At 75.7% G+C, this 16,250-nt stretch carries 15 protein-coding genes; 11 read left to right on the top strand and 4 right to left on the bottom strand.

Annotation, left to right across the window (positions count from 1 at the left end; genetic code table 11):
- Positions 1 to 126 precede the first annotated feature (126 nt).
- The 6 genes from OU787_RS11005 to OU787_RS10980 all read left to right on the top strand — a co-directional run bounded on the left by OU787_RS11005 (position 127) and on the right by OU787_RS10980 (position 6,027).
- Complete coding sequence (locus OU787_RS11005) at positions 127 to 1,068, top strand: sigma-70 family RNA polymerase sigma factor (protein WP_268659223.1); 942 nt, start codon at positions 127 to 129, stop codon at positions 1,066 to 1,068.
- Between the two features lie 330 nt (positions 1,069 to 1,398).
- Positions 1,399 to 3,222: a DEAD/DEAH box helicase gene (locus OU787_RS11000; protein ID WP_030459632.1), complete on the top strand. Its 1,824-nt coding sequence runs from the start codon at positions 1,399 to 1,401 to the stop codon at positions 3,220 to 3,222.
- 190 nt (positions 3,223 to 3,412) lie between these two features.
- Positions 3,413 to 3,649: a TM2 domain-containing protein gene (locus OU787_RS10995; protein WP_030459633.1), complete on the top strand. Its 237-nt coding sequence runs from the start codon at positions 3,413 to 3,415 to the stop codon at positions 3,647 to 3,649.
- A 264-nt stretch (positions 3,650 to 3,913) separates the two neighbouring features.
- Positions 3,914 to 4,126, top strand: a complete 213-nt coding sequence (locus OU787_RS34795; protein ID WP_442788451.1) for a DUF2752 domain-containing protein — start codon at positions 3,914 to 3,916, stop codon at positions 4,124 to 4,126.
- 353 nt (positions 4,127 to 4,479) lie between these two features.
- Positions 4,480 to 5,130 (top strand): IclR family transcriptional regulator, encoded by a 651-nt coding sequence (locus OU787_RS10985; protein ID WP_030459635.1) that lies wholly within the window; start codon positions 4,480 to 4,482, stop codon positions 5,128 to 5,130.
- Positions 5,131 to 5,217: 87 nt separating this feature from the next.
- On the top strand, positions 5,218 to 6,027 hold the full coding sequence (locus OU787_RS10980) for a hypothetical protein (RefSeq protein WP_268659222.1): 810 nt from the start codon (positions 5,218 to 5,220) through the stop codon (positions 6,025 to 6,027).
- A 119-nt stretch (positions 6,028 to 6,146) separates the two neighbouring features.
- On the opposite strand, the gene OU787_RS10975 is transcribed toward OU787_RS10980, so the two are convergent.
- From OU787_RS10975 to OU787_RS10965, 3 genes are all read right to left on the bottom strand, one after another.
- Positions 6,147 to 6,923, bottom strand: a complete 777-nt coding sequence (locus OU787_RS10975) for a helix-turn-helix domain-containing protein (RefSeq protein ID WP_030459637.1) — start codon at positions 6,921 to 6,923, stop codon at positions 6,147 to 6,149.
- A 184-nt stretch (positions 6,924 to 7,107) separates the two neighbouring features.
- Positions 7,108 to 7,632 carry an Lrp/AsnC family transcriptional regulator gene (locus OU787_RS10970; RefSeq protein WP_051816831.1) on the bottom strand — a complete coding sequence of 175 codons (525 nt, stop codon included), beginning with the start codon at positions 7,630 to 7,632 and terminating at the stop codon, positions 7,108 to 7,110.
- A gap of 172 nt (positions 7,633 to 7,804) precedes the next feature.
- The gene (locus tag OU787_RS10965) at positions 7,805 to 8,365 is read right to left on the bottom strand and encodes a hypothetical protein (RefSeq protein ID WP_268659221.1); all 561 of its coding nucleotides are present in this window, start codon (positions 8,363 to 8,365) and stop codon (positions 7,805 to 7,807) included.
- A gap of 179 nt (positions 8,366 to 8,544) precedes the next feature.
- On the opposite strand from OU787_RS10965, the gene OU787_RS10960 reads away from it, so the two are divergent.
- The 3 genes from OU787_RS10960 (at position 8,545) to OU787_RS10950 (ending at position 12,539) form a co-directional block, all read left to right on the top strand.
- On the top strand, positions 8,545 to 9,249 hold the full coding sequence (locus OU787_RS10960) for a response regulator transcription factor (protein WP_030459640.1): 705 nt from the start codon (positions 8,545 to 8,547) through the stop codon (positions 9,247 to 9,249).
- A gap of 17 nt (positions 9,250 to 9,266) precedes the next feature.
- Positions 9,267 to 10,655, top strand: coding sequence for a sensor histidine kinase (locus OU787_RS10955; RefSeq protein WP_035954918.1), 1,389 nt, complete (start codon positions 9,267 to 9,269; stop codon positions 10,653 to 10,655).
- Between the two features lie 471 nt (positions 10,656 to 11,126).
- Positions 11,127 to 12,539, top strand: a complete 1,413-nt coding sequence (locus OU787_RS10950; protein WP_268659220.1) for a glycosyltransferase 87 family protein — start codon at positions 11,127 to 11,129, stop codon at positions 12,537 to 12,539.
- Positions 12,540 to 12,834: 295 nt separating this feature from the next.
- On the opposite strand, the gene OU787_RS10945 is transcribed toward OU787_RS10950, so the two are convergent.
- Positions 12,835 to 13,254 carry an SsgA family sporulation/cell division regulator gene (locus OU787_RS10945; RefSeq protein ID WP_014135973.1) on the bottom strand — a complete coding sequence of 140 codons (420 nt, stop codon included), beginning with the start codon at positions 13,252 to 13,254 and terminating at the stop codon, positions 12,835 to 12,837.
- A 400-nt stretch (positions 13,255 to 13,654) separates the two neighbouring features.
- On the opposite strand from OU787_RS10945, the gene OU787_RS10940 reads away from it, so the two are divergent.
- A complete protein-coding gene (locus OU787_RS10940) occupies positions 13,655 to 15,388 on the top strand; it encodes an RDD family protein (protein ID WP_268659219.1) in 1,734 nt (577 codons plus the stop codon).
- Between the two features lie 147 nt (positions 15,389 to 15,535).
- Positions 15,536 to 16,243: an RDD family protein gene (locus tag OU787_RS10935; RefSeq protein WP_268659218.1), complete on the top strand. Its 708-nt coding sequence runs from the start codon at positions 15,536 to 15,538 to the stop codon at positions 16,241 to 16,243.
- The last annotated feature ends 7 nt before the right edge of the window (positions 16,244 to 16,250 follow it).

The raw sequence follows: 16,250 nt of genomic DNA, 5'->3' as shown, positions 1-16,250 counted from the left end.
ACCAACCCGGGTATTCCGGGCCGCCGGTCCGCGCCCCCCATGGGCAGCGGCGGGCCCGCCGGGCAGGATCGCGGGAGCCGCCCGGGCCGCCGTGGACCGCCCGTCCGGCGACCCCGGGGGAGGGCCGTGACCATCGAGGAACGAGTGCCGACGGCCGGGCGGGCCCCGCTCGCCGCGTACACCGAGCTGTACCGGCGCCACCACCCCGGCCTGCTGCGATACGCCCGCGGCCTGACCGGCGGCGACCCCTGGCGGGCCGAGGACCTGGTGGCCGAGGCACACCTGCGGGTGTGGCGGCGGCTCGCCGCCGGGCACCGGATCGAGGACCCGCGGGCCTACCTGGCCGCCACCGTCCGGCACCTGGCGGCCGCGCCGGTGCGCGAACGGGCCGCCGGGACGCTGCCCGAGCGGGTCGGCGGGGAGGCCGCCGACCCGGCGCCCCGGGTGGCCGAGACCGACCGGATGCGCGGCCTGCTCGCCCAACTGCCCGCGCGCTGGGCCCGGGCGCTGTGGCTCTCCGAGGTCGAGGGACTGCCGCCCGGCGAGGTCGGCGACCGGCTCGGGATGGGCCGCGGCGCCGCCGCCGTCCTGCTGCACCGGGCCCGGGAGGGGCTGCGGCTGGCCTACCTGCGGGCCTATCCCGGTGCCCCGCGCGACCCCGGCTGCGCCGCGCACTGGGCGGCGCTCGCCGGGCAGGCCCGCGGCCGGGCCGGGCGGCGGGTCCGGCGGCACTTGGCGGACTGCGCCGACTGCCGGGGCCGCCTCGTGCTGCTGCGCCGGGTCAACCTCCGGCTGGCCGGGGCGGCGGCGCTGCTGGCCGCGCTGCTGCTGTCCCCGTTCGACGGCCCGGAGCGGCGGATCGAGGCCGCGGCGGGCTGCGAGGTGCGCCCCCGGGTCGCCGGCCGGGAGGACGACCGGTCCGCCGCCCGGACCGCGCTGCGCGACACCTCCGACCGCGCGGTCTCCGGTTGGACGCCGCGCCGGCCGCTGCCGGCCGGCGCGCACCCGGCGGCGGCCCGGCCGGGCACCGGCGAAGGGCACGAGGGGGCCGCGGAGGCCCGCGGGTAGGCGGGCCGCGACGGCGCGGCCGGAGCGCGGCGCCGCCGCCCGGCGGGTCCGCGGCGGCCGGTTCCCCCGGCGGCCGGGCGCACCCGCGGCCGGTGCCGGAGGCGGCCGCCCCGGACGCCCGGCCGGGCCGTGTGCAGGTCCGGTGACGAGCGCCCGGCCGCAGTGGGACGCACGCCACAGGGGCGTGCCGCGGCGGCCGACCGGGCTTCGGGAGGGGCTAGGCTGGGCAGGTTCCACGACCGCCCGCCGCCCGCGGGAGAAGGGCCGTACATGGGCCCTGACCTGCGACGACCCTGTTCGGAGACCGTGACTACCGCCGCCTCCTCCTCGATGGCCCCGCTGTTCTCGCACGCCGACAGCACCCACCCCCGCCCGAGTGGCACCTCCGCCGCCGCGCACCTCTCCCCGGCCTTCCCGGGCCGCGCCCCCTGGGGCACCGCGGCCAGCCTGCGGGCCTGGCAGCAGGGGGCGCTGGACCAGTACATCGAGAAGCAGCCCCGGGACTTCCTGGCAGTCGCCACCCCGGGCGCCGGCAAGACCACCTTCGCCCTGACCCTGGCGTCCTACCTGCTGCACAACCACCTGGTGCAGCAGGTCACCGTGGTCGCGCCCACCGAGCACCTGAAGAAGCAGTGGGCCGAGGCCGCCGCCCGGATAGGGATCCGGCTCGACCCGGCGTACTCCTCGGGCCCGCTGTCCAAGGACTACCAGGGCATCGTGATCACGTACGCGGGCGTCGGGGTCAACCCGATGCTGCACCGCAACCGGACCGAGGCCCGCAAGACGCTGGTGATCATGGACGAGATCCACCACGCCGGCGACTCCAAGTCCTGGGGCGAGGCCTGCTTCGAGGCGTTCGAGCCGGCCACCCGCCGGCTCGCCCTCACCGGCACCCCGTTCCGCTCCGACACCAACCCGATCCCGTTCGTCCAGTACGAGGCGGGCAGCGACGGCATCCGCAAGTCGATCGCCGACTACACCTACGGCTACGGGCACGCGCTGGCCGACCACGTGGTCCGCCCGGTGATCTTCCTCAGCTACTCCGGCAACATGCGCTGGCGCACCAAGGCCGGCGACGAGCTGGAGGCCCGGCTCGGCGAGCCGATGACCAAGGACCTGATCGCCCAGGCCTGGCGCACCGCGCTCGCCCCGCAGGGCGAGTGGATCCCGGCGGTGCTGCAGGCCGCCGACCGGCGGCTGACCGAGGTCCGCAAGGGCATCCCGGACGCGGGCGGCCTGGTGATCGCCACCGACCAGACGGTGGCCCGCGCGTACGCCAAGCTGCTGCGCGAGATCACCGGCGAGAAGGTCGCGCTGGTGCTCTCCGACGAGGCCGAGGCCTCCCAGCGGATCTCCGACTACGCCGAGGGCACCTCGCGCTGGATGGTGGCGGTCCGGATGGTGTCCGAGGGCGTCGACGTGCCCCGGCTGTGCGTCGGCGTGTACGCCACCTCGATCTCCACGCCGCTGTTCTTCGCCCAGGCCGTCGGCCGCTTCGTGCGCGCCCGCAAGCGCGGCGAGACCGCCTCGGTGTTCCTGCCGACCATCCCGATGCTGCTCGGCTTCGCCAACGAGATGGAGCTGCAGCGCGACCACGTCCTGGACCGGCCCAAGAAGGAGGGCGAGGGCCTGTTCGACGAGGAGGACCGGCTGCTCGCCGAGGCCGAGAAGGCCAACGACGGGGCGGACACCGGCACCGAGGAGTTCTCCTACGAGGCGCTGGGCAGCGACGCGGTCTTCGACCGGGTGCTGTACAACGCCATGGAGTTCGGCATGCAGGCGCACCCCGGCAGCGAGGAGGAGGAGGACTACCTCGGCATCCCGGGCCTGCTCGAACCCGACCAGGTGCAGATGCTGCTGCAGAAACGTCAGCACCGGCAGATCCAGCGCTCCAAGGCCAAGCCCGCCGAGGAGGCCGACCTGCTCGAACTCCCGGCCGACGAACGCCCGGTGGTGACCCACCAGGAGCTGCGCGAGCTGCGCAAGGAGCTGAACGCGCTGGTCGCCGCCTGGCACCACCGCACCGAGCAGCCGCACGGCACCATCCACAACGAGCTGCGCCGGCAGTGCGGCGGGCCGCTCACCGCGCAGGCCACCGCCAACCAGTTGAAGGCGCGGATCGGCCGGATCCGGGAGTGGGCCACCCAGGGCTGACGGGTCGTCGGCTCCACACCTTCAACACTTGGCAAAGGGAATGTGGAGACATGTGATCGCATGATCCGCTAATCTGCGGCGTGCCGGTGCTGGGGGGACACCACACATGGGGACGCCTCGGCATGCGGTCACACCTGTCGGCGCCGCCGTCCACGCGGCCTGCCGGCCCGCAACCCCTGAGGAGCACCCCGTGGCGTACCCCGCCCAGAACCCCGAGCTGTCCGACAAGTCGAAGCTCGTCGCCGGCCTGCTGCAGATCTTCCTCGGCGGCCTCGGCATCGGCCGCTTCTACACCGGCCACGTCGGCATGGGCGTCGCCCAGCTGCTCACCTGCGGCGGCTTCGGCCTCTGGGCGCTGATCGACGGCATCATCTTCCTGGTCAGCGACACCCGCACCGACGCGCAGGGCCGCCTGCTGCGCCCCTGACGTGCCCACCGAACCGGCCGGCCGGCACCCCGTCCCGCGGACGACCGCGACGGGGGCGCCGGCCGTCGGCCGTCCACCGGCCCGCGCCGCTCCCCGGTCCTGCTGCGCCACCCCGCGGCCGGCCCGCTCGGCCTGCTCGCCGCGGGCCTGGCCGGCGCGGCGTACCTCTACTCGCGCGACCCGCACCGGTCGGGCCAGGTGCTGCCGTTCTGCCCGTGGCGCCGCCTGACCGGCCTGCAGTGCCCTGGTTGCGGCGGCACCCGGATGGCGTACGACCTCCTGCACGGCGACCTCGCCGCCGCCTGGCACGACAACGCCGCGCTGCTGCTGGCCCTGCCGTTCGTCGCCGCCTGGTTCGCGGTGCGGCTGCGGCACGGGCTGGCCGGGCGGCACTGGCGGCTGCGGATGGGCCCGCGCGCCGTGGCCGCGCTGCTCGTCGGCGCGGTGCTCTGGACGGTCGGCCGCAACCTGTTCTGAGCCGCCCGGCCGCCGGACCCGCCGACCCGGCGGCGCACTGATATCGGACGCTTGAGTGCTTGCGGCGCGAGTTATGAGTGCCTTATCCGATTTTTCATCACGACTTTCCATCGATGCTGCCCGAATTTTGGACAACCACTTCCACCGGGCGGCCCCGTTCATTAGCGTCTCCCCACAATCGTCCGGGACCCACCCATCAGCCCGGACGGGTACCGCGGAGCCCCGCGTCCCGTCGACGTCGCCGAGGCCGGACTCCCGCGCCGGACACCCTTCCTGCGCGCGACCAATTCCGGTGCGGCTCACGGCAGTTCTGTCGTAGGGTCGGACTTGCCGCGGAAAGGACCTGGCGCCTCGTGACTGCTGAGACTTCCCAGACCCTGGACAGAGGTGTCCGGGTGCTGAAACTGCTGGCCGACTCCGAACGCGGGCTGACGGTGACCGAGCTGGCCGCCCGGCTGGCCGTCAACCGCACGGTGGTCTACCGCCTGCTCGCCACCCTGGAACAGCACGGCCTGGTCCGCCGGGACATCGGCGGCCGCGCCCGGGTCGGCCTCGGGGTGCTCCGGCTCGCCCACCGGGTCCACCCGCTGCTGCGCGAGGCCGCGCTGCCCGCGCTGCGCTCGCTCGCCGAGGACCTGGGCGCCACCGCCCACCTCACCCTGGTCGACGGCAACGAGGCGCTCGCCGTCGCCGTGGTCGAACCGACCTGGACGGACTTCCACGTCGCCTACCGCACCGGCCTGCGCCACCCGCTCTCCGAGAGCGCGGCCGGCCGGGCCATCCTGGAGGCCCGCAGCTTCCCCGGCCAGCGCCGCCCCGAGCAGGGCTGCGTGATCACCCGGGCCGAGGAGCAGTCCGGGGCCAGCGGCGCGGCCGCCGCGCTGATCGGCCTCAGCGGCATCGAGGGCAGCGTCGGCGTGGTGATGCTCAACGGCCTGGTGCCCGAGCGGGTCGGCCCGCGGGTGGTCGAGGCCGCCACCGAGGTCGCCGACGCGCTGCGCTGAACCCGCCGACCCCGGGACGCCCCGGGGCCCCCGGCCGATCCGCGCGGCCGTCCGTGCCGGGCCGCGCGGTGTGTTTGGATGCGGGGTGTGCCTTCCCAGAACCTGCCCCCGGCCCTGACCGCCCCGCGCACCCGCGCGCTCGCGCTGTGCGCGCTGCCGGTGCTCGCGCTGTTCGCGGTGGCCGCGTTCGTGCCGCTGCCCTTCACCCTGGAGTCGCCCGGCGACACCGCCGACACCCTGGGCGCGTACAACGGGAGCAACCCGGTGATCCGGGTCAGCGGGACGCCGCAGCGCGAGACCACCGGCCAGCTGCGGGTGGTCACCGTCGAGGCCACCAACCCGGGGCAGCGCAACACCCTGTGGGACTCGCTGGCGGCCTGGGCCGACCCGAAGCGGGCGGTGGTGCCCACCGAGGAGGTCTACCCGGAGAGCGACAGCGGCAAGGCCGACGAGGCCACCCAGCAGCAGATGACGCAGTCCCAGGACAGCGCCACCCTGGCCGCGCTGAACTACCTGCACCTGTCGCCGGAGCAGGTCAAGGTCGAGATCGACCTGGGCCGGATCGGCGGCCCGAGCGGCGGCCAGATGCTGGCGCTGGGCATCGTCGACAAGATCGCCGGGAACGGCCGGGGCGGCGACCTGACCGGCGGGCGGAACGTGGCCGGCACCGGCACGGTCGACGCGGACGGGCGGGTCGGCCAGGTCGGCGGCATCCCGCTCAAGACCCAGGCGGCGCGCGCGGCCGGGGCCACGGTGTTCCTGCTGCCGCGCAGCGAGTGCGCCCAGGGCAAGGTCAACACCCCCGACGGCCTGCAACTGGTGCCGGTGGACACCCTCTCCGACTCGATCGCCGCGCTCGATGCGCTGAACAGCGGCGGCGCCGTCCCGCACTGCTGACGTCCCGTCACCGGCGGCGGAAGGCCCCGGCGGGCGAGCGGGCGGGCGGATCGGAGCCGGTGACGGGGCCGGGCGGGGCGCCCCCGTGCGCCCGTCCCCCTCGTACGGCACTCCCGGCGCTACCGGCCGAACGCGGCGGCCACCAGGTCGTCGCCGACCCGGGCCCGGAGCAGGGCGGCGATCTCCGGTAAGCGGTGCGCCTGGGCCATCGGCAGCGCCACCGAGACCGCGGCCAGGTCGCCGCCCAGCACGAGCGGCACCGCCGCCCCGGCGGTGTCCAGCGCGTACTCCCGGTACTGGGTGATCGGCGCGGCCCGCTGCGGTCCGTGCCGGGGCAGCAGCGGCAGGTGGGCGGGCTCGCGCAGGGTGTACGGGGTGAACGGCACCATCGGGTAGCGGGCCAGGTGGGAGCGCCGCTCCTCGGCGGACATCAGGGCCAGCAGGGTCTTCCCGGCCGCGTGGGCGTGCGCCCCGGACCGGAAGCGCCGCGGGTCGGCGGTGGGGGCGCCGGGGGCGGGGGCCGCGGCGACCAGGTCCACCTCGCCGTCCTTGTAGCGGGCGAAGTGGACGGCCGCGGACAGCTGGTGGGCGATCCGGCCGAGCAGCCCGTCCAGCCCGCCCGGCCGGGACGGGCCGGGCGCCGGGCCCTCGGGCCCGTTCCGGCCGGTCAGCCCGGACACCGCGGGGCCGGTCCGGTACCGGCCCTCGCGCCGCTCCAGGTAGCGGTCGTGCACCAGGGTGCGCAGCAGGTGGTAGGTGGTGCCCAGGGCCAGCCCGGTGTCCCGGGCGAGCTGCTTGGCGGTGGCGCCCGACGGGTGCCGGGCGGCGGCCTCCAGCAGCCGCAGGGCGCGCTGCGCGGAGGCGATCAGGGTCGGCGCCTCGGTGAGCCGGCTCATCGCCGCGCCCCCCGGTCCCCGACGGGCCGGTGCGGGCGCGGTGCTGACGTCGGGGCAGCCGGCGGGTACGCGGCGGGTGCGGTACGTATGCTCATGGCTGCGATCTTTGCGTGCACGGGCAGAGGCATATGCCAAAAATCGGCCGAATCCGGGAGGCGCGCCCGGCGGACCGGCGGCGGCCCGGTCAGCAGCCGCCCCCGGCGGCCTGCTCCACCAGCGGCAGGACCCGGAACGGCACCGGGTTCTCCAGCGCGATCGCGGTGGACGCCCGGACGATTCCGTCGAACCCGACCACCCGGTCGATCACCCGCTGCAGGTCCGCGTTCGAACGGGCCACGATCCGCACCAGCATGTCCCCGTGGCCGGTGATGGTGTGCAGTTCCAGCACCTCCGGCACCGCCGCCAGGTGCGCCCGGACGTCCGCGCCCTGCCCCTGCGAGATCTCCAGGGTGGCGAACGCCGTCACCGGGTAGCCGAGCGCCGCCGGGTCCACCTGCGGGCCGAAGCCGCCGATCACCCCGCGCGCCTGCAGCCGGTCCAGCCGGGCCTGCACCGTGCCGCGGGCCACCTGCAGGCGGCGCGAGCACTCCAGCACGCCGATCCGCGGCTCCTCGGCGAGCAGCCGGATCAGCTTTCCGTCCAGCGCGTCGATGGCGTCGGGCTGCGGGGGCACGGGGCGGCTCCAGGGGTGGTGCGAGCGGTCGGGCATCGACCGACATTGTGCGGCCGCCCCGGCCCGCGCGTCAGCCCGGGACGTCCGCGGGCCCGGGGCATCCGCCCAGCCCGGGGCGTCCTCCGAGGCGTCCGCCGGGGCACCCGCGGTGCGGCCGCGGGGCCCGTTCGCCCCCGGCTCCAGGCGTCCGACGGGCCCGGGGCGCCGGTCAGTTGCCCACCACGAAGGTCTGCACGTTGGGGGCGGTGCCGTTCCAGGACACCATGAGGGTGGAGACCCGGTCGTCCTTGGAGAAGTTGACCTGAAGCCACTGGTCGCCGTGCCAGACCTGCATCGACCAGCCCGCCTCCGGCACCGCCGAGACCAGCCGGGCCTCGGTGGCCCGCACGTCGAGCGCCACCCGGCCGCCCAGCATCGGGTAGCTGTGCAGGGTGCTGGGCGGGCTGCTGCTCCTGCGGGCCGTCGCGCTCGGCCGGGCCGGGGCGCTCGACCCCGCGGCCGCCGGGGTGGTGGCGCCCGCCGACGGGTCCGGGTCCGGGCTCGGGCTCGGGGCCGCCGCGGACGGCGGCGCGCTGCTCGGGGGCGGCCCCGACGGGGTCGGCCCGGCCGGTCCCCCCGGCTTCGAGGAGGCCACCGAAGGCAGTTGAACCGCCACCGGTTGCTCGAACACCGTGTCGACGAGCACCGCGTGCACGCCGAGCCAGGACAACGCCACCGCTGCTCCGGTGGCCGCCGTCCAGGCGCCCAGTTGAACCAGTCCGCTCCGCATCGCGGGCCATCCTGCCGTACGAAGGTCACGGCCAGGTCAGTGGGCCGGGCATTCCACAGAAACCTTGTGGAAAAAGGGCGGTGAGCTTCAGGGAAGCTCAAGGCCCCGCCCGGGCCGGGCCGTCCCGGAGCCACCCGAGGTACAGACCAGTGCGCCGCCATGCCGTACCGTGCAGCCCCATGGCAACAGTGCTTGTGGTCGAGGACGACCCCTTTGTGCGTTCCGCCCTGATCCGCCATCTGGCCGACACCGGCCACGCCGTGCGCTCCGTCGGCACCGCGCTGGAGGCCCTGCGCGAAGTCGCCCAGGTCGGCTGCGACCTGGTGGTCCTCGATCTGGGCCTGCCCGACCTGGACGGCAGCGAGGCGCTCAAGATGATCCGCGGCCTGACCAACGTCCCGGTGATCATCTCCACCGCGCGGGACGACGAGGCGGAGATCGTCCGGCTGCTGAACGACGGCGCCGACGACTACCTGGTGAAACCTTTCTCCGGGGAGCACCTCACGGCCCGGATGGCCGCCGTCCTGCGCAGACTGGGCGGCGGCGCCCTGATGGCACCCCAGATCCTGCGGGTCGGCGGCCTGGCCATCGACCCGCAGCGGCGCGAGGCCCTGCTCGACGGGCAGCGGCTCGACCTGACCCGCCGCGAGTTCGACCTGCTGGCCTTCCTCGCCGCCCGGCCCGGCGTGGTCGTCCCGCGCAAGGAGATCCTGGCCGAGGTGTGGCGGCAGACCTACGGCGGCGACCAGACCATCGACGTCCACCTGTCCTGGCTGCGCCGCAAGCTCGGCGAGACCGCCTCCAGCCCGCGCTACCTGCACACCGTGCGCGGCGTCGGCGTCCGGCTGGAGGCCCCCGGCGGACCGGTCGGGGGCGCGACGTGAAACGCATCCTCCGCTCGCTGCGCTGGGCGATGGTCAAGGCCGCCATCGCCGGCACCGTCATGGTCGCGCTCGCCTTCCTCATCCCGCTCGGCCTGATGGTCCAACAGACCGCCCGCGACCGGGCGTTCACCGCCGCCGAACGGCAGGCCGCCGCCCTCGGCCCGGCGCTGGCCATCACCACCGACCAGGAGGCCATCGCCAAGGCGATGGCCTCCACCGACTCCGGCGCCCGCGACCGGCTCGCCGTCCACCTGCCCGGCGGCGCCACGGTCGGCAGCGCCCGCACCGACAACGACCAGCTGCCCAGCACCGACAGCCAGGGCTGGACCCGCACCGTCCGGGCCGGCACCGTCCGGGTCGAGGGCGGCTACGCGCTGCTGCAGCCCGTCGCCGTCGACAACGGCCGGGTCGCCATGGTCGAGGTGTTCGTCCCCGACGCGGACCTCTCGCGCGGCGTCGGCACCGCCTGGCTGGTGCTCTCCGGCGTCGCGCTCGCCCTGGTCGCGGTCTCCGTCGCGGTCGCCGACCGGATGGGCACCCGGATCATCCGCTCCGCCCGCCGCCTGGCCACCGCGGCCCGCTCGCTCGGCTCCGGCAACCTCACCGTGCGGGTCCCGGTGGAGGGGCGCGAAGCGGCCGGCGCGCCCGAAGAACTCCGCGAGGCCGCCTACGCGTTCAACGCGATGGCCGACCGGGTGGTCCACCTGCTGGCCGCCGAACGGGAACTCGCCGCCGACCTGTCGCACCGGCTGCGCACCCCGCTCACCGTGCTCCGGCTCAACGCCGCCGCCCTCGGCGAGGGCGACGCCGCCGACGCCACCCGGCACGCCGTCTCCCAGCTCGAGCGCGAGGTCGACCAGATCATCCGCTCCGCCCGCCGCCACCCGGTGGACGCCCCGCCGGTCGCCCTCGGCTGCGACGCCGTCGAGGTGGTCCGGGACCGGGTCGGGTTCTGGTCCGCGCTCGCCGAGGACGAGGGCCGCCCCTGGCAGCTGGCCGGCGACGAGGAGCCGGCCCCCGTCCTGGTGCAGCGCGGCGACCTGGCCGCCGCCGTCGACGCGCTGCTCGGCAACGTCTTCCGGCACACCGCCGTCGGCACCCCCTTCGCCGTCGACGTGGTCGCCGCCGAGGACGCCGTCACCGTCCTGGTCGGCGACGGCGGCCCCGGCTTCACCGACCCGGACGCGGCCATCCGCCGCGGCGCCGGACACGGCGGCGAGGGCTCCACCGGCCTCGGCCTGGACATCGTCCGCAAACTCGCCGAGGGCACCGGCGGCGACGTCGTCCTCGGCCGCTCCGCCGTCCTCGGCGGCGCCGAGATCGCGGTGCGGCTCAACACCCGCACCGAGGTCGAACTGCCCAGGCAGCAGCGCCGCCGGACCGGCCGGCTGATCCGCAAGGACTGAGGACCGGACGCCGGGGGCCACGATGCCGACACAGGAGCTGTTACCGCGGGGGCGGCAGCTCGGTGTCGATCCCCTCCCTTAAATGCGTCCTAAGCGTCGGCCAACGCTGTCTCATGCGGCCCCGGCCCGGACGGGCGGGCCCACCACGGGGGTGCGCGGCCCGGAACCGGTGCGGCCCGGCGGCGGCGACCCGTCCGTGGGGCGCTCCGGCGGCCGTTCGATCGAGCGGTCCGTCGAACGGTGTGCCGAACGTTCTGCCGAGGGGTCGGCGACGCGGGCGGGGCCGGTCGGCGGCCCGGTCGGAATTCGAACAGCGGCCGACCGGCGGGCCGGGCCCGGCCGTCCGGTCGTCTGTCCGTCCGACGGCCCCGGGAGGGGAGCCCGGAGTGACCGCGACCAGTGGCGGCGGCCGACCGTTCGGGTAGTGTCGGCTGCTGGCCAGCGCAGGTCGACGGCGGACGGAGCAAGACAGTGAGCACGGTGCACACGGAACGCGGCACGCCCCCAGGCAGCCCCGACCGGCCGCCCGTCCCGGCCTGGCAGCGCGTCCTGACCGCCCCCGGCCGACAGCTCACCGCCATCACCGCGGCCCTGCGCGCCGCCCCCCGGCGCCCGCTGCGGCTGGCCGCCGCGGTCGCCCTGGTCTCGCTGCTCGCCTACGCGACGGTCCGGCACTTCGTCGGCACCTCGATGGTCGACATGATCGTCTACCGGGCCGAGGGCGCCGCCGTCGCCGACGGCCACGACCTGTACGCGCTGCGGGTCACCGAGTGGAACCTGCCCGCCACCTACCCGCCGTTCGCCGCGATGCTGTTCGTGCCGACCACCTGGTTCGGCGTCCCGTTCCTGCGCCTCGCCGTCACCGCCGGGAACCTGCTGCTGCTGGCCACCCTCGCCCACCTGTCCTTCAAACTGGTCGGCTGGCCGCGCCGCGACCTGCGGCCGGTCGGCGTCCTGCTGGTCACCGGACTGGGCGTCTGGCTGGAACCGGTCTTCACCACCCTGCGCTACGGCCAGATCAACCTCGCGCTGGCCTGCCTGATCCTCTGGGACCTCACCCGCCCCGACTCCGCCCGCAGCAAGGGCGTCGCCATCGGCATCGCCGCCGGGATCAAGCTCACCCCCGGCCTGTTCGCCGTCTACCTGCTGGTCACCGGCCGGGTCCGGGCCGCGTTCGTGGCCGGCGCCACCTTCGTCGGCACCTTCCTGATCGGCGCGCTGGTGCTCCCCGACGCCACCTGGGGCTTCTGGACGAAGTACATGTTCGACTCCAGCCGGGTCGGCAAGACCGTCATCGTCGACAACCAGTCGCTGCGCGGCCTGGTCGCCCGGCAGGTACACCTCGAAACACCCGGCGCCGCCGCCACCCTGCTCGGCGTCCTGGTCGCCGCCGCCGGACTCGGCATCGCCGTCTGGGCGCACCGCAGCGCCCGCTGGTCGCCGCGCGCCGACGCCTGGAGCGTGTGCACCGCGCTGATCACCGCGGTGCTGGTCTCCCCGATCAGCTGGACCCACCACTGGGTGTGGTGCGTCCCCGTCCTCGTCCTGCTCGCCGCCGAGGCCGCGCACGAACGCTCCCGCCCCGCCGCCGTCCGGCGCCTGCGCTGGCGGCTCGTCTTCGGTCTGACGCTGCTCGGCTTCCTGTCCTTCGCCATGTGGATCGTCCCGCACAAGGGCGACCTGGACCTGCACCTGTCGGTGCTCAAGCAGTTCCCGGCGAGCGTCTACCCGCTGATGGGGCTGTGCTTCCTCGCCGTCGCCGCCCTCCGGGTCCGCTCCCGGCGGCGTGCGGCCGGCGCCCCGCTGGTGCGCGTCCCCGCCCCGCGCAGCGGCGTGGACGGGCTCGGCAGCCCCGGCGCCCAGAAGGCCCCCGCGGCCCGCTGAACCCCGGGGCGGCCGTTCGCCGGGCCCGCCGTGCTGTTCCGTCCCCGTGCCGCTGCTCGGATCTGTGCTGCTGCTCGGGTCTGTGCCGCTGTTCGAGTCGGTGCTGCCGTCCTGTTCGGTGCCGCCGTCCGTCCCGGGCGTCCCGAGGGTGGGCGTTCCGGCGGGCGGCCGGGCGGCCGGGTCGGGGCCGCGTCCAGAGTGGGCGCAGGGCGCGGGTGCGCGGGCGTCGGGTGCGGGTGGGCCGGTGGCTGTGCGCACGCCGTCACCCGCGCCCGGGGCCGTGCCGCGCGCCCCCTCACGCCAGCAGCTCCGCCAGCGAACCGTCCAGGTCCATCGCCTCCAGTTCCGCCCCCGGCGGCACCAGCCGGTGCGCCCGCTCCAGCCAGGCCGCCACCGTCGGCAGCGGCGCCTCCAGCAGCGCGTCGCCCGCCGGCGAGCTCAGCGCCATGCACAGCACGCTGCGCCGTCCCGACCGGGTCGGCCAGATCCGCACGTCGCCCTGGCCGCACGGCCGGAACGTCCCCTCCACCAGCAGCTCCCGGGCGAACACCCAGGTCACCGGCGTTCCGCTGTCCAGGTGGAAGGTCACGTACACCGCGAACGGATCGTGGCTCCCGTACGACAGCCGCGCCGCCACCGGGACGCTGCGCTCCGGCGACAGCACCAGGTTCAGCTCCAGCTCCTGCTCCACCACTCCGGTCGACTGTCCGGCCATCGTCCTCACCTCTCCGCCACGCGGGGCCGCCGTTCGGCCCCGCACCAGCCGAGAGCGGGGCGGCCGCGGACTCTTACACGGGTTCCGGGACTTTCCGCGGAACTTTTTTCCGGCAGAACCTTTTCCGCCCCGCCCCGGTTGTTCCGGACGGGAACACCGGAACCCGGAACCCGGGGCCGTGCCGGCCACCGCCCGTCACCGTCCCGGAGCCGCCCCCTCCACCCCAGGGGGTAACCGCAGTACCACGTGTCCCCGTTCGTTTCACGAGTTCCGGTGAACCCGGGGGACGAGGCCGCCCGAGGTACTACCCTTTGTGACTGCCCGGCGACTCTCCGCCCGCGGCTCCCCCACCCACGTCCGCACACCCACACGCCGCGGTGCCGGTACGAAGGAAGACGCAATGACGGACCGGCCCTCCACCGCAGGCTCGATTCTCGGCGCCACCCTGGCCGGGGACGCCGGAGCGCCCGGCTACTACCCCGACCCCTCGGTGCCCGGCTTCCTCCGCTACTGGGCCGGCCACGCCTGGGTCCCCGGCACCAGCCGCCCCGCCCCCGCCCCCGGCGAGGCCCTCCACCCGCCGCGCTTCGTCGCCCGCTACCTCACCGCGCCGCCCTACAGCCTCCCGCCCGGCCTGGTCCCCGCCGCTCCCGCCGCCCCCGCCGCGCCGCTGGTCGAGACCGGTCCGATCTACCTCGACGAGACTGCTGCCCAGGCGCTCTTCACCATGTCGGCCCACCCGGAGACGGCCGCCGGGCCGGACGGGGACGAGGGCGGGGGCGGGAACGGTGCTGGTCCCGGGGCTGGGGCTGGGGCCGGGGGCGGGGTCGGGGCCGGGTTCGACGGTCCGGGGGAGTTGGAGATTCGTCCCCGCAGTGAGATGGAGCCGCTGCGCCCCGTCGAGGCCGGGCCGTGGGCGGTCGCCGGGAACGGGTTGCGGCCGGTCGCGGCCGAGTCCTGGGCCACTGCCGCCGCGCTGCACATCGGCGGGAGTGGGAGCGGGGCCGGGACCGGGGCCGTGGTCGCGCCGCGGCGGGGGCCGGAGGTTCGTGAGGTGGAGGCGGTCGTCCGGCCGTTGGAGCTGACCGAGGCCGCGCCCGTGGTGGAGGAGCTCTTGTCGGAGCCCGAGCCGGAGCCCGAGCCCGTGCCCGCGCCGCGGGACGCGCAGCCGCTCGGCGGCACGCCCTGGCACGGGGCCGGCGGTGGCGGTTCGGTGAGGCTGTCCGCTGCGCCCGGCGCGCTGGTCGAACCGGTGCCGCAGCCGGCGGAGCCGACGTCCGCCGACCCGGCCTCGGGCTGGCGGGCCGATCCGCAGGCGCAGCGCGGGCTGATGGAGACCGGTGGGGCCCCGCGCTGGGTCTCCTGGGGCGTCGAGCCGGAGCCCGAGCCCGAGCCCGAATCTGTAGGTGCGCCCGAGCCTGCGGCTGCGTTGGTGGCGGCTCCGAGCCCGGCCCCGGCTTCGAGCGCTGAGGCCCAGCGGCCGGGGCGGGAGCCGCGGACGGCGCACGTCACCAGCGAGCGGGTCCGTCCGCCGCGTCGGGCCGCCGAGGCCCGGGAGACGGAGGCCCGTACCGGTGCGGCGGCCCGCCGTCCCGCTGCGGCCGACGGGGCCGGGAAGCGGCGTCCGGCGGCCCCGGCGGCCGTGCCCGCGGGGGTCGGGGCGCGGGCGTTCGGGTGGCTGGTGGACGGGGTGGTGACGGCGGTGGTCGGTGCGGCCGTCGCGGTGCCGATGGTCGGGACGGTGCGGGCGCACGTCCAGGAGAAGATCGACCAGGCGGCGCAGGCCGCGAGCATGACGGGCCGTCAGCACCAGGTGTGGCTGCTGGACGGGACGGTGCTGGGCCGGGTGGGCGTGCTGCTCGGCGTGCTGCTGGTGTTCGGGCTGCTGTACCAGGTGCTGCCGATCGCCCGGACCGGTCAGACCTTCGGCAAGCGGCTGGCCCGGGTCCGGGTGGTCCCCGCGGGCGGGACCGGTACGCCGGGGTTCGGCCGCTCACTGGTGCGCTGGCTGCTGCGCGGCCTGGGCACCGCCGTCTTGCTCGGCCCGGCCGTCGCGCTGCTGGACCGGACCGCCCGGCGCGGCTGGCACGACCGGGCGGCGCGGACCCGGGTGGTGCGGGTGGAGCGCGGCTGAGGCACCGTCAACCGTCCGCCGCTGCACGGCCCGTCGTCCGGTCGGGCCCGGTCGGCCGGTGTGCGGAAGGCGGTGGAACGAACTTAAACGGGCAGAAACGGCGCAAATATCCCAACATCGTAGTATTTGCGATGGTCTACTCGTGCCATGAGCACCAGCGACCCCTCCGGAACCGAGCCGGAGGAGGGCGGACGGCCTTCCTTCGACAAGCAGTCCCCGCCCTCGGGCAGCCCGTACGACACCCCGCCCGGCTACGGCGGCCAGTACGGCGCGCCGGCCGGCTCGGGCTCCCCCCACGACAGCAACCAGCCGCCCGGCTACGGCCCGTCCCCCGGGTACGGACCCCCGCCCGGCGGTCCAGGCGGTCCCAGCGGCCCCGGTGACCCGTACGGTTCGCCCTACGGCAGCCCAGGGCCCGGCCCCGTCCCCGGGATGCCCGCGCTCGGCGGCTGGGGCGCGCGGATCCTCGCCCGGCTGGTCGACTACCTCATGGTGCAGGTGATCGCCGTGGTGGTGCTGCTCCCGTTCCTGCACTTCAACAAGCAGAGTGGCTGGATCGGCTCCTTCTGGTTCAGCTGCGCGCTGTACCTGGTCTACGAGGGCCTGATGCTCAGCCGGGACGGCCAGACCCTCGGCAAGAAGCTGATGAAGATCCGGGTCGCCATGCTCGCCGACGGTACCGCCCCCACCGCCGCTGCCGCCTGGAGCCGCGCCGCGACCTTCATCGTCCCCGCACTGATCTGCTGCGGCGGCCTCTGGTGGGCCGTCGACGGGCTGTTCGGCGTCTTCGACAAGCCCTACCGCCAGTGCATCCACGACAAGGCGGCCAAGACCGTGGTGGTCTCGACCGCCTGACCGGACG

This window comes from Kitasatospora sp. YST-16 (assembly GCF_026802215.1).
In the GTDB taxonomy this organism is placed as follows: Bacteria; Actinomycetota; Actinomycetes; order Streptomycetales; family Streptomycetaceae; genus Kitasatospora; species Kitasatospora cineracea.
Note: the sequence above shows the minus strand (reverse complement) of the source record. Positions and strands in the feature narration are given on the sequence as shown.